The sequence below is a fragment of the Salmonella sp. 5800 genome, assembly GCF_046558195.1.
GTDB lineage: Bacteria > Pseudomonadota > Gammaproteobacteria > Enterobacterales > Enterobacteriaceae > Salmonella > Salmonella enterica.
On sequence record NZ_JBGDOX010000001.1, the window covers coordinates 933,890 to 946,498 of the forward strand.

Below are 12,609 nucleotides of genomic sequence, written 5' to 3' on the forward strand. Positions count from 1 at the left end.
CTGCTGTCTATACCCACTATGCTAAGAATTCATGATGTGATCGGTAGCACGTTTTAACGTTTAATTGTATGATGAATCCATCTCATCAAGGGCTTTAAACATGAGTAAGTCACTGAATATTATCTGGCAATATATACGCGCTTTTGTATTGATTTATGCCTGTTTGTACGCAGGCATTTTTCTTGCATCACTGCTTCCTATCACTATTCCCGGCAGCATTATCGGGATGTTAATTCTGTTTGTGTTGCTGGCGCTGCAAATTCTGCCGGCAAAGTGGGTTAACCCCGGCTGTTATGTGCTGATTCGTTATATGGCGTTGCTGTTTGTGCCGATTGGCGTTGGGGTCATGCAATATTTTGATTTACTGCGCGCGCAATTCGGCCCGGTGGTGGTCTCTTGCGCTATCAGTACGCTGGTCGTTTTTGTGGTCGTAAGCTGGAGTTCACATCTGATACACGGTGAACGTAAAGTGGTTGGGCAGAAGGGAACGAAAAAATGATGACATATATCTGGTGGTCGTTACCGCTGACGCTGGCGGTATTTTTCGCCGCCCGCAGACTGGCGGCGCATTTTAAAATGCCGTTGCTGAATCCGCTGCTGGTGGCAATGGTAGTCATTATTCCTTTTCTGTTGCTGACCGGTATTCCCTACGAGCACTACTTCAAAGGCAGCGAAGTACTTAACGATCTGCTGCAACCGGCGGTGGTGGCGCTGGCCTATCCCCTTTATGAACAGTTGCACCAGATTCGCGCGCGTTGGAAATCCATTATTAGCATCTGTTTTGTCGGCAGTCTGGTAGCGATGATTACCGGGACATCCGTTGCCTTGCTGATGGGCGCAACGCCTGAAATCGCGGCATCGGTACTGCCTAAATCCGTGACTACGCCTATCGCGATGGCGGTGGGCGGCAGCATCGGCGGCATCCCTGCGATCAGCGCGGTATGCGTAATTTTTGTCGGTATTCTGGGCGCGGTGTTTGGCCACACGCTGTTAAACGCGATGCACATCCGTACTAAAGCCGCACGCGGGCTGGCAATGGGGACCGCCTCACATGCGCTCGGTACTGCGCGCTGCGCCGAGCTGGATTACCAGGAAGGCGCGTTTAGCTCCCTGGCGCTGGTGATCTGCGGCATTATTACCTCGCTGGTAGCGCCCTTTTTGTTTCCGCTCATTCTGGCGGTAATGCGCTAACGACGGGACAAAAGACCGGGTTAAAATTTGCGATACGTCGCGCATTTTTCATTTAAGTTTCACAAGTTGCATAAGCAATGAGATTTAGATCACATATTAAGACATAGCAGGCCCGTAAACTACGGTTCCATTACATTGTTATGAGGCAACGCCATGCATCCACGTTTTCAAACTGCTTTTGCCCAGCTTGCGGATAATTTGCAATCAGCGCTGGCCCCTATCCTGGCGGACCACCATTTTCCCGCCATGCTGACCGCAGAGCAGGTCTCGACGCTTAAAAATACGGCGGGACTGGACGAAGACGCGCTGGCTTTCGCACTGTTACCTCTGGCGGCGGCCTGCGCCCGTACCGATTTGTCCCATTTTAACGTCGGCGCGATTGCGCGCGGCGTTAGCGGCAACTGGTATTTCGGCGCGAATATGGAGTTCCTGGGCGCCACCATGCAACAAACTGTGCATGCTGAACAAAGCGCGATTAGCCACGCCTGGCTACGCGGCGAAAAAGGGCTCGCCGCCGTCACCGTTAACTACACGCCTTGCGGCCACTGTCGCCAGTTTATGAACGAGCTGAACAGCGGTCTGGATCTGCGCATTCATCTGCCGGGCCGCGCGCCGCATACGTTACGCGATTATCTGCCTGACGCTTTCGGGCCAAAAGATCTGGAGATCAAAACGCTGCTGATGGACGAGCAGGATCATGGCTTTACGTTAACGGGCGATACGCTAACGCAAGCGGCGATTACGGCAGCCAATAAGAGCCATATGCCTTATAGCCACTCACCGAGCGGCGTGGCGCTGGAATGTAAAGATGGCCGTATTTTCACCGGCAGCTATGCGGAAAACGCCGCCTTTAACCCTACGCTTCCCCCGCTGCAAGGCGCGCTAAACCTGCTGAGTCTCAATGGCTATGACTATGCGGATATTCAGCGTGCGATTCTGGCGGAAAAAGGCGATGCGGCATTAATTCAATGGGATGCCACCGCCGCAACGCTGAAAGCGTTAGGTTGCCATAATATTGACCGCGTGCTTCTCGGCTAAGCAAATGTGCCGGATAGCGACGCACTGGCGTCTTATCCGGCCTGACTCTCCTCTCCCGCGACCCGATACAAGGGAAATCATGCTGAAAATCTCCGCAATCAGACGGCGGTTTCTTGCGCTACGTCTTCGGGTACAGTAGCCTGATCGTACTTTCATCCTGGTATCGAGTTTCCTGCATGTTAAAGCGCGTGTTTTACAGCCTGTTGGTCCTGGTAGGCTTGCTGCTGTTGACGGTGCTTGGCCTCGATCGGTGGATGAGCTGGAAAACAGCGCCCTATATCTATGACGAGCTACAGGATCTCCCCTACCGCCAGGTTGGCGTCGTGTTAGGGACAGCCAAATACTATCGCAAGGGTGTCATTAATCAGTACTATCGTTACCGTATCCAGGGCGCGTTAAACGCTTACAATAGCGGTAAAGTCAATTACCTGCTGCTCAGCGGCGACAATGCCCTGCAAAGCTATAACGAACCGATGACCATGCGCAAAGACCTTATCGCGGCGGGCGTCGATCCTGCGGACATTGTGCTTGATTACGCTGGCTTCCGTACGCTTGACTCCATTGTGCGTACCCGCAAAGTGTTTGATACCAACGACTTTATTATCATCACTCAGCGCTTCCACTGCGAACGCGCCTTGTTTATTGCGTTGCATATGGGCATTCAGGCGCAGTGTTACGCGGTACCTTCGCCCAAAAATATGCTGACAGTGCGCCTGCGCGAATTTGGCGCCCGCTTTAGCGCGCTGGCGGATCTCTATATTTTTAAACGCGAACCGCGTTTTTTAGGCCCGCTGGTACCTATTCCCACGCAGCATCAGGTGCCGAATGACGCCCAGGGATATCCGGCCGTTACGCCGGAACAATTGCTTGAACTGGAAAAGAAAAAAGGGAAATGATCATGGATGTACAGACGATATTTGTCATATTAGCCTTTCTGCTACTCCCGCTTTTTTGCTTCCGTGAGGCCTGGAAAGGCTGGCGAACCGGCGCGGTAGATAAAGTTGTCAAAAATGCGCGAAAACCGGTTTATGTCTATCGCCATGCCGATCCCGTACAATATTGGTCTTATCTTTTTCTTTATACCGGTTGCGGTTTTTTATTTACGGGAATGATTATTTATCTTCTTTTTTATCGTTAATCTATTTATTATCCCTTTAAAATTGAGAATAGTTATTATTATGATATAAGGAACAAATGCTGTTTTGCATTCTGGTTTCATTTTTTTGTGAATTCTTTCACAGAATACCCTTCTTTCAATGCTTAGGCTGGCGGTAGATTTTGGATTATTAAAACGCGTTATTTGCGTTTCGCCTTAATTTATTCAAGCATTAAGGAAGATTATATGCCGCAACAAAATTATCTGGATGAACTCACGCCTGGTTTTACGCCATTACTGGCAATAAAAGAGGCTTCCCGTTGTTTATTATGTCACGATGCGCCCTGTAGTCAGGCTTGCCCGGCGCAAACCGATCCGGGGAAATTTATTCGTTCTATTTACTTTCGCAATTTTAAAGGCGCAGCGGAAACTATCCGGGAAAATAACGCGCTTGGCGCCGTCTGCGCCAGAGTCTGTCCGACGGAAAAATTATGCCAGCGCGGATGTACACGTTCCGGAATAGATAAACCTATTGATATTGCACGCCTGCAACGTTTTATTACCGATTTTGAACAGCAGACTGCCATGCAGATTTATCAGCCCGGGAGTAAAACACGCGGGAAAGTCGCGATTATTGGCGCGGGTCCGGCAGGTTTGCAGGCAAGCGTGACGCTCACGCATTTAGGCTATGACGTCACCATTTACGAAAAACAGCCGCAGCCCGGCGGATGGCTGCGTCACGGCATCCCGGCATTTCGTCTGCCGCAAAGCGTACTCGATCAGGAAATTGCCCGCATTGTAGAAATGGGCGTCAATATTAAATGTAATTGTGAGGTGGGCGGGTCGCTATCGCTTGCGCAACTCAAAGCCGAATATCGCGCCGTGCTGATGACCGTCGGGATGTCCTGTGGATCTGATTTACCGTTATTTGAGCAAGCCAGTCACGTAGAGATTGCCGTTGATTTTTTACAGCGCGCCCGTCAGGCCGACGGCGATATTAGCGTTCCGCGTAGCGCATTAATTATTGGCGGCGGCGACGTAGCGATGGATGTCGCCAGTACGTTAAAAATTCTCGGCTGCCCTTCCGTCACCTGCGTGGCGCGGGAAGAATTAGCCGAATTCCCCGCCAGCGAAAAAGAATTTACCAGCACGCAGGCATTAGGCGTATCGATTATTGATGGTTTTACGCCTGTCGCCGTCAGCGGAAATAAAGTGACCTTCCACCATGTACGCCACTCAGGAGAACTGACGCTGGAAGCGGAAAATATTATTTTGGCCGTGGGGCAGCACGCGCGACTGGATACCTTTGCGGAGATAAAAGCGCAGCATAATATTATCGACACGCATAATTATCAAACCGACGACCCGGCGATCTTTGCCGCTGGCGATATTGTTAAAGGCGATAAGACCGTCGTTTATGCGGTAAAAACCGGAAAAGAAGCCGCTCAGGCTATTCATCATTATTTAGAGGAGGCCTGCTCATGTTAACAAAAGATTTGTCTGTTACCTTTTGCGGCGTTAAGTTTCCCAATCCGTTTTGTCTTTCTTCTTCTCCGGTAGGCAATTGTTATGAGATGTGCGCCAAAGCCTATGATACCGGCTGGGGCGGGATCGTTTTTAAAACCATTGGTTTTTTTATTGCCAACGAAGTCTCTCCACGTTTTGATCACCTGACGAAAGAAGATACCGGTTTTATTGGTTTCAAAAACATGGAGCAAATTGCTGAACATCCGCTGGAAGAGAATCTGGCCGCCATTCGACGGCTAAAACAGGATTATCCGGATAAGGTGCTGATTGCTTCCATCATGGGGGAAAATGAGCAGCAGTGGCAGGAACTGGCGCGTCTGGTTGAAGAAGCCGGCGCGGATATGATTGAGTGTAACTTCTCTTGCCCGCAGATGACCTCGCACGCCATGGGAAGCGATGTAGGGCAAAGCCCGGAGCTGGTTGAAAAATACTGCCGCGCCGTAAAACGCGGTTCATCTTTGCCAATGCTGGCGAAAATGACGCCGAATATTGGCGATATGTGCGAAGTCGCGCTGGCCGCCAAACGCGGCGGAGCCGACGGTATCGCCACCATCAACACCGTGAAATCCATTACTAACATCGACCTGAACCGCAAAATCGGGATGCCGGTGGTTAACGGTAAATCCAGTATCTCCGGTTATTCAGGAAAAGCGGTGAAACCCATTGCGCTGCGTTTTATCCAGCAGTTGCGAATGCACCCTGAACTGCGCGATTTCCCGATTAGCGGTATCGGCGGCATTGAAACCTGGGAAGACGCTGCCGAATTTCTGCTGCTGGGCGCGGCGACCCTACAGGTGACGACAGGCATTATGCAATACGGTTATCGCATTGTAGAAGATATGGCGAGCGGCCTCAGCCACTATCTGGCCGATCAGGGATTTGCCTCATTACAGGAGATGATCGGGCTGGCGAATGGCAATATTATTCCGGCGGAAGACCTGGATCGCAGCTATATCGTCTATCCGCGGATTAATCAGGAGAAATGCGTCGGCTGCGGACGTTGCTATATCTCCTGCTATGACGGCGGCCATCAGGCGATGGAGTGGGATGAACACAGCCGCACGCCGCATTGCAATACGGAAAAATGCGTCGGTTGTCTGCTGTGCGGTCATGTCTGCCCGGTCGCCTGTATTGATTTAGGCGAGGTCAAATTTAAAAAAGGCGAAAAAGAGCACGCGTTAACGCTGTAGCTCGCGGTATGAAGCCCGGCGCGCAGTTTCGCTGCGCCGGGTTATCTGATAAGCAAAGTAATAGGTCTGGATAACTACTTCTTACGCGCGTATTTCAGCGAGTCCAGCGCCACGGCGAAAATGATAATGCCGCCTTTGATAATGTACTGCCAGTACGGGTTTACCCCGATATAGGTCAGGCCATAGTTGATGACGGTAAAGATAATGACGCCGGTCACCACGCCGAAGACCGTCCCCACTCCGCCGCTAAACGATACGCCCCCGACAACGCACGCGGCAATCGCATCCAGTTCATACATAAAGCCGAGGTTGTTGGTGGCAGAACCAATACGCCCTGCTTCCAGTAAGCCGCCGAAGGCATAAAACACGCCGGAGAGCGCATAAATCATCAGCAGGTTCAGCGCCACGTTTACGCCAGAAACTTTTGCCGCTTCCGGGTTGCCGCCAATAGCAAAAATGTTTTTACCAAAGCGGGTTTTATTCCACAGCACCCAGACAAACGCTACCGCAATCAGGGCGTAAAAGGTGATGTATGAGAGCCGGAAACTGCCCATCGCCACAAAGCCCTGTGCAAAGGTGGAAAAGCCGCTGTCAAAGCCGGAAATGGGCGAAGCGCCGACAAAGTCATAGTAAAGGGAGTTGATTCCATAAACGATAATCATCGTGCCAAGCGTGGTAATAAACGGCGTCACATTCAGGTAAGCAATGATGATGCCGTTCACCAGGCCAATCACCGCGCCAATCGCGCAGACAATCAGGATGACCAGCGCAATCGGCATGGTCGCCATTTCCGGAAACACTTTATTGGCGTTTTCCATTGATTGCAGTAATGTTGCCGCCACGACCGCCGCCAGCCCTACCTGACGCCCCGCCGACAGGTCTGTCCCCTGGGTGACGATGAGTCCCGCCACGCCCAGCGCGATAATAATACGTACCGAAGATTGCGTCAGAATATTACTTAAATTCAGCAAACTTAAAAAAGTCGGGTCCTGGAAAATAATAATCGCCAGCAGCACTAAAAGAACGACGTAAATTCCGCCCTCTTTCAGCCAGGTCAAAAAGCTTTTCTTGTTTAACGCACTCATAAGGAGCCCCTGATCTTAAAGGTGCAAAGAAGCAAGACGCAAAATTTCGTTTTGCGTTGTTGTTTTAGTATCGACAATGCCGGAAACGAGACCGTTACTCATCACCAGGATACGATCGGTAATCCCTAACAGCTCCGGCATTTCAGAAGAGATAATGATGATCCCCTTGCCTTTTTTCGCCAGTTCCGCAATAAGCTGATAAATTTCAAACTTTGCGCCGACATCAATGCCGCGGGTCGGTTCGTCCAGCATTAATATTTCCGGCTGCGTTAATAGCCAGCGACCAATGATCACCTTTTGCTGATTGCCGCCGGAAAGCGAACCAATTTGCGTGCGATGCCCCGGCGTTTTTACCCGCATGGAATCAATGACCCATTGGGTGTCGCTTTTCATCCGGGAATTATCCAGTAACCCCACTTTATTTTTATAATTACGGATATTCGAAATTAATGAGTTAAATCCGATATCCAGATAGGCGTAAATTCCGGTGGAACGACGCTCTTCCGTCACCAGCGCAAAACCGTGGTTAATCGCTTCGTTCGCAGTGTGATTATTAATTTTCTTGCCATGTAAAGTGATTGTCCCGGACGACTTCTCACGAATGCCAAACAGCGTTTCGACGATATCGGTACGCTTTGCCCCAACCAGACCGGCAATGCCCAGAATTTCGCCCTTGTGCAAATCAAAGGAGACATCGCGAATAGAAGGCTGGCGCAGCGAGGTCAGGTGACGGACCTCCAGAATCACATCGCCCGGCTTATTTTCTTTATCCGGGAAGCGCTGGTTCAGGGAACGCCCGACCATCATCGCAATGATCTTATCCATATCCAGCCCTTCCAGCGACTGGGTGGCAATCCACTGACCGTCGCGCAAGATAGTAATTTCATCGCACAATTGAAAAATTTCTTCCATTTTATGCGAGATATAAACAATTCCGCAGCCACGTTCTTTCAGCTTGCGAATAATGGTGAACAGATGATTAACCTCTTTCTCAGTTAACGATGAGGTCGGTTCATCCATAATAACGATCTTAGCATTATAGGAAAACGCCTTCGCAATTTCGATCATCTGCATTTGCGAAACGGATAACGTTCCTACGCGCGCGCGCGGGTCAATATCGATATCCAGCTCATCAAATATCGCTTTGGTATCCTGGTACATTTTATCCTGGTCGACAAACATACCTTTGGTGGGATAACGCCCCAGCCACATGTTATCCATGACCGAACGTTGTAATACCAGGTTTAACTCCTGGTGTACCATCGAAATCCCATTCTCCAGCGCTTCTTTCGCCGAATGGAAGTCCACTTCTTTTCCCTGAAATACAATGCTGCCGGAGTCTTTCTGATAAATACCGAAAAGACATTTTAATAATGTTGATTTGCCTGCGCCGTTTTCGCCCATTAATGCATGAATAGAGTGCGGACGAACGTTTAAGTTGACATTATCAAGCGCTTTCACGCCGGGAAATGATTTGTTAATGCCACGCATTTCCAACAAATATTCACCCGACGACGGAGAAATCGTGCTGCCCATAATGATACCCTGTCGGCCTTTTTAATTATGACTATCCGCGCCGGATGGCAAAAGAAATACGTTATCCGGTCTGCGACGCGTCACCCTTCCACGGTTTCAGGGCGCAACAAAATTGCGCCCACAGACGGAAAAGTTATTTTTGGGTAAATTCGCTCAGATTGTCTTTGTCCACGCCGACATAAGGCACGCGCACGATTTTATTCTCAATCTTCCAGCTGGTGCCGTCAGCCGCGCCCTTGCCTTCGGCGAGGTTTTTCGCCAGATCGAATGTCGCTTTCGCCTGATTGCTGGCGTCATTCAGTACCGTACCGGCCATCGCGCCCGATTTCACCAGCGCCAAAGCTTCCGGTAACGCATCGACGCCAAAGACCGGAATCGACGATTTATTATGCGCTTTCAGCGCCTCTACCGCGCCCATCGCCATCGCATCGTTATTCGCGATAACCACTTCAATCTTGTTAGCGTTCGGGCCAGACAGCCAGGCATCCATCTTATCTTTTGCCTGCGCGGTATCCCACATGGCGGTGTCTAACGCCAGTTGCTCGGTCTGAATACCTTTAGCATTTAACTCTTTCACCACATACGTCGTACGGGCTTCCGCATCCGGGTGCCCCGGCTCGCCTTTCAGCAGAACATACTGAATTTTACCGTCTTTATTCAGATCCCAACCCTGATTCGCCTGCCAGTGTTTGGCAATCAAGTCGCCCTGAATCACACCGGATTCTTTAGAGTCAGTCCCGACATAATACGCCTTGTCATAGCTGTCCAGCGCTTTGCGGGAAGGCTCTTTGTTAAAGAACACCACCGGCACATTTTGCCCGCGCGCTTTCTCAATCACCGTACCGGCGGCTGCCGGGTCGACCAGGTTAATCGCCAGAGCTTTAACCCCTTTCGCCAATAAAACGTCAATTTGATCATTCTGTTTGGACTGATCGTTTTGCGAGTCATTCATCAGTAGCTGAACATCCGGCGCGGATTTGCCATCTTTTTCAATAGCCTTACGCACCACGGACATAAAGTTATCGTCATATTTATAAATCGTCACGCCAATACGAGTATCAGCCGCGTGCGCGTGCGCGCCGAATAACAGACTTGCCATCACGGCAGAAAGGGTCAGTACCTTCTTATTCATGGTAGCTCCGGTTTTATTATGTAGGGTATAGCGTAAAAAAATGCCCGGCTGTTCAGCACGTTAACGCGTGTTACTGAACGCCGAAGCGTATTTAGAGCCTATCCCACCAGGCGTTATTGGCGCAGCCAGTTTGGACACGGACAGCGCGCAAAAACCGGAGCGTACACGTAGTACGTGAGGTTTGACTCGCTACGCTCGCCCTTCGGGCCGCCGCTAGCGGCGTTCAAAACGCTAACGCGTTTTGGCGAGCACTGCCCAGGTCCAAAATGGCAAGTAAAATAGCCCTAATGGGATAGGCTCTTATTCAACTCTTTATTTTTGTCCGGTAGTCGCGGGATATTGTGATAACGGTTTTTATAAGCGAAATACCCCAGCAAAACTGACAACTAACTGTTACACATTAGTTACAGTGCGACAAACGTTGTCATCATAGCTATCACAATGTTAATAAACTGTGAATTTACTCACAGATTGAAAACGGTTACATGCGGTGCGTAATCAGTTAGTGATCAGTACCGCATTCTGTCGCCACGCCACCGAATGGCGCCGTACCAACGTCGGCATGAAGCAGTGCGTCGCCGTGATATCCAGGGTGCCTGCGGCCCCCTGTAACGCCAGCTCGGTCGCGATTTTCGCCATAGAAGCAATAGGATAGCGCACGGTAGTCAACTGAGGATCGGTATAACGAGCAATAGGGATATCATCGAAACCGATGACAGACAGATGCAAGGGAATGGCGATGCCGTTATCTTTTAACGCCGTCAGCGCGCCCGCCGCCATGTTATCGTTATAGGCAAATACCGCCGTCAGTTGCAGATTGCGTCCCAGCAACTCAACCATTGCCGACTCGCCGCCCTGCATATCCGGCGTGCCGGTGCCAATCCAGCTCTCCGACGCAGCAACCCCCTGCTCTTGCAGCGCGTGTAGCCACCCTTCTCTGCGCATCGCATCATCTTCAATACGGTGGCTGGAGGCCAGGTAGCCGATGCGTTGATGTCCATTATTCAGCAACATTCGGGTCGCCATTCTGGCGCCGCTCACATTGTCGAGACAGACACAACGATGCGCATAACCCGGCACGATACGGTTAATCAGCACCATACCAGGGATCTGATCCATAAAGTCGCTCAGCTCGCGATCGGTTAAGGCTTTTGAGTGAACAATCAATGCGTTACAACGCTGGCGGATCAAGACTTCAATCGCATGACGCTCTTTTTCCGCCTCATGATAACTGTTGCCAATGAGAACATATTTCTGGTGCTGCTGCGCGACCAGATCTACGGCTTTCACCAGAGCGCCGAAAAAGGCATCGGAAACATCCATGACCACGACGCCGATGGTGTCGCTCACCTGGGTGGCCAGCGCTTGCGCATTCGCATTTGGCCGATATCCTAGCAGGGTGACGGCCTGCATAACGGCGTCACGGGTGTCGGGACTGACCAACGCGCTGTTATTCAGTACGCGGGAAACGGTCGCTACAGACACGCCAGCCTGGCGCGCTACATCACGAATGGTGATCATATTCACTGCCCTGTTTGAGTTCAAAAATGCTCGCAAATGCCCCGTTAGCAGGCGGCTATTTTGTCAGCACCCTGCCCAGGGCTGCGTGAGAAACATCACAGGGATGGAAACGATTACAGCCATTTTGTTAATGAATGTGATCCAGATCGTTATCTGAGCGATCCTGACGCGCGCAACGTGAGTTGACGCCATAACCACTCGACCGGTCCCTGTCGCCAGAAACGTAGCCAGATGACGGAAAAGAGAAGGTTTATTGCCCATACCGGAACGACAAAGAACAAGAGTTCCAGTCGATTGAATTTCATAAATAAGCCAAACGGATAAAACAGTGTGGTACAGATGATCGTCTGCAGCAGATAATTGGTCAGCGCCATTCGCCCTACGCAGGCAATGGCAAGCGTCAGTCTGCATCGGCTAAGCTGCGGCCAGAAGCCAAACATCAGCGCGGCATAGCCCAGCGTTTGCAACGGCGCGCTCAGTTCGCGCGGCGCCTGCAATAAGAAGGCGCACCAGCGGTACGCCCAGTCCAGCCGCCATTGTAAAATGACCGCAGGCAGGTTGATCATTAGCCCTAACGCCACCAGCAGAACCCCGGTACGGCGATAGTGCCGCAGACTGTACTGACCTTTCAGCCAGCCGCTACGCATTAGCGCGGCGCCCAGCAGCATCATACCTGCCAGTTGCCAGCCATACTGCGCGCCGAGCGCCAGTAAACTATTTGACAGCATCTCTGCCCGGTTGCTGATAGCCTCCATGCCGCCGTTCAGCTTCCAGTATTTTTCATACAATATTGCCGACGCATCCGGCGTCCAGGCGCGGCTGGTTTCGCTACTCGATACCACGCCCAGCAGCAGTAGCACGCCAATCCCGACCAGATAAAGGAGTATGCCGGTATTGAACAGGCTTTTTACCGAAGGCGCGTCGCGTACCAGTCGCCAGCAAATTAATCCGACCAGACCGTAGGCCAGCAGAATGTCGCCGTCCCAAAAGAATAACGCATGGATAAAACCTAACAGTACCAATAGCGTTAAACGCGACTGAATCCACTGTTTACCACGCGGAAGCAGCATTTGTAGCCCCGCGCCAAACAACAACGCGAACAGCGTAAGAAATTTAGCCTGCGCCACAATATCGAGAATCGCCCAGGACCAGGCATCTTCGGGAACGATCGCGCCGTACCAGGCGGGATTGAGATAAGCCGCCTTCGGCAATCCAAAGGCGCTAATGTTAAGAAGCAGGATACCGAGGATAGCGACGCCACGTACAAAATCCAGCGTGACATTACGCTCCATC

At 51.1% G+C, this 12,609-nt stretch carries 12 protein-coding genes; 7 read left to right on the forward strand and 5 right to left on the reverse strand.

Going from position 1 to position 12,609, the window contains the following annotated elements; all coding sequences use genetic code 11:
* Positions 1-100 precede the first annotated feature (100 nt).
* The 7 genes from ACLJZ5_RS04725 (at position 101) to preA (ending at position 6,042) form a co-directional block, all read left to right on the forward strand.
* Positions 101-499: a CidA/LrgA family protein gene (locus ACLJZ5_RS04725; protein ID WP_000045719.1), complete on the forward strand. Its 399-nt coding sequence runs from the start codon at positions 101-103 to the stop codon at positions 497-499.
* Positions 496-1,191 (forward strand): CidB/LrgB family autolysis modulator, encoded by a 696-nt coding sequence (locus tag ACLJZ5_RS04730; protein ID WP_000989296.1) that lies wholly within the window; start codon positions 496-498, stop codon positions 1,189-1,191. The genes ACLJZ5_RS04725 and ACLJZ5_RS04730 overlap by 4 nt, the downstream gene beginning before the upstream one ends.
* Before the next feature lie 153 nt (positions 1,192-1,344).
* The gene (gene cdd, locus ACLJZ5_RS04735) at positions 1,345-2,229 is read left to right on the forward strand and encodes a cytidine deaminase (protein WP_000553526.1); all 885 of its coding nucleotides are present in this window, start codon (positions 1,345-1,347) and stop codon (positions 2,227-2,229) included.
* Positions 2,230-2,405: 176 nt separating this feature from the next.
* The gene (sanA, locus tag ACLJZ5_RS04740) at positions 2,406-3,125 is read left to right on the forward strand and encodes an outer membrane permeability protein SanA (RefSeq protein WP_000920081.1); all 720 of its coding nucleotides are present in this window, start codon (positions 2,406-2,408) and stop codon (positions 3,123-3,125) included.
* Positions 3,122-3,367, forward strand: coding sequence for a DUF2542 family protein (locus ACLJZ5_RS04745; RefSeq protein ID WP_000605187.1), 246 nt, complete (start codon positions 3,122-3,124; stop codon positions 3,365-3,367). Before sanA ends, ACLJZ5_RS04745 begins: the two co-directional genes overlap by 4 nt.
* Before the next feature lie 204 nt (positions 3,368-3,571).
* Positions 3,572-4,813 carry an NAD(P)-dependent oxidoreductase gene (locus ACLJZ5_RS04750; RefSeq protein ID WP_001136405.1) on the forward strand — a complete coding sequence of 414 codons (1,242 nt, stop codon included), beginning with the start codon at positions 3,572-3,574 and terminating at the stop codon, positions 4,811-4,813.
* Positions 4,807-6,042 carry an NAD-dependent dihydropyrimidine dehydrogenase subunit PreA gene (gene preA / locus ACLJZ5_RS04755; RefSeq protein WP_000956095.1) on the forward strand — a complete coding sequence of 412 codons (1,236 nt, stop codon included), beginning with the start codon at positions 4,807-4,809 and terminating at the stop codon, positions 6,040-6,042. Before ACLJZ5_RS04750 ends, preA begins: the two co-directional genes overlap by 7 nt.
* Before the next feature lie 74 nt (positions 6,043-6,116).
* Here the strand turns inward: preA and mglC are convergent, their stop codons facing one another.
* From mglC to yeiB, 5 genes are all read right to left on the reverse strand, one after another.
* The gene (gene mglC, locus ACLJZ5_RS04760; RefSeq protein ID WP_001275101.1) at positions 6,117-7,127 is read right to left on the reverse strand and encodes a galactose/methyl galactoside ABC transporter permease MglC; all 1,011 of its coding nucleotides are present in this window, start codon (positions 7,125-7,127) and stop codon (positions 6,117-6,119) included.
* A 15-nt stretch (positions 7,128-7,142) separates the two neighbouring features.
* On the reverse strand, positions 7,143-8,663 hold the full coding sequence (gene mglA, locus ACLJZ5_RS04765; protein ID WP_024798154.1) for a galactose/methyl galactoside ABC transporter ATP-binding protein MglA: 1,521 nt from the start codon (positions 8,661-8,663) through the stop codon (positions 7,143-7,145).
* 133 nt (positions 8,664-8,796) lie between these two features.
* On the reverse strand, positions 8,797-9,795 hold the full coding sequence (mglB, locus tag ACLJZ5_RS04770; RefSeq protein WP_001528421.1) for a galactose/glucose ABC transporter substrate-binding protein MglB: 999 nt from the start codon (positions 9,793-9,795) through the stop codon (positions 8,797-8,799).
* A 498-nt stretch (positions 9,796-10,293) separates the two neighbouring features.
* The gene (gene galS, locus ACLJZ5_RS04775; protein ID WP_000628634.1) at positions 10,294-11,316 is read right to left on the reverse strand and encodes an HTH-type transcriptional regulator GalS; all 1,023 of its coding nucleotides are present in this window, start codon (positions 11,314-11,316) and stop codon (positions 10,294-10,296) included.
* Between the two features lie 149 nt (positions 11,317-11,465).
* Positions 11,466-12,608: a DUF418 domain-containing protein YeiB gene (yeiB, locus tag ACLJZ5_RS04780; protein WP_024798155.1), complete on the reverse strand. Its 1,143-nt coding sequence runs from the start codon at positions 12,606-12,608 to the stop codon at positions 11,466-11,468.
* Between the last annotated feature and the right edge of the window lies 1 nt (position 12,609).

What these genes read in the sequence shown, in the direction of transcription:
- ACLJZ5_RS04725 (WP_000045719.1), top strand. Translation starts at nt 101, where the DNA reads ATGAGTAAGTCACTGAATATTATCTGGCAATATATACGCGCTTTTGTA.
- ACLJZ5_RS04730 (WP_000989296.1), top strand. Translation starts at nt 496, where the DNA reads ATGATGACATATATCTGGTGGTCGTTACCGCTGACGCTGGCGGTATTT.
- cdd (WP_000553526.1), top strand. Translation starts at nt 1,345, where the DNA reads ATGCATCCACGTTTTCAAACTGCTTTTGCCCAGCTTGCGGATAATTTG.
- sanA (WP_000920081.1), top strand. Translation starts at nt 2,406, where the DNA reads ATGTTAAAGCGCGTGTTTTACAGCCTGTTGGTCCTGGTAGGCTTGCTG.
- ACLJZ5_RS04745 (WP_000605187.1), top strand. Translation starts at nt 3,122, where the DNA reads ATGATCATGGATGTACAGACGATATTTGTCATATTAGCCTTTCTGCTA.
- ACLJZ5_RS04750 (WP_001136405.1), top strand. Translation starts at nt 3,572, where the DNA reads ATGCCGCAACAAAATTATCTGGATGAACTCACGCCTGGTTTTACGCCA.
- preA (WP_000956095.1), top strand. Translation starts at nt 4,807, where the DNA reads ATGTTAACAAAAGATTTGTCTGTTACCTTTTGCGGCGTTAAGTTTCCC.
- mglC (WP_001275101.1), bottom strand. Translation starts at nt 7,127, where the DNA reads ATGAGTGCGTTAAACAAGAAAAGCTTTTTGACCTGGCTGAAAGAGGGC.
- mglA (WP_024798154.1), bottom strand. Translation starts at nt 8,663, where the DNA reads ATGGGCAGCACGATTTCTCCGTCGTCGGGTGAATATTTGTTGGAAATG.
- mglB (WP_001528421.1), bottom strand. Translation starts at nt 9,795, where the DNA reads ATGAATAAGAAGGTACTGACCCTTTCTGCCGTGATGGCAAGTCTGTTA.
- galS (WP_000628634.1), bottom strand. Translation starts at nt 11,316, where the DNA reads ATGATCACCATTCGTGATGTAGCGCGCCAGGCTGGCGTGTCTGTAGCG.
- yeiB (WP_024798155.1), bottom strand. Translation starts at nt 12,608, where the DNA reads ATGGAGCGTAATGTCACGCTGGATTTTGTACGTGGCGTCGCTATCCTC.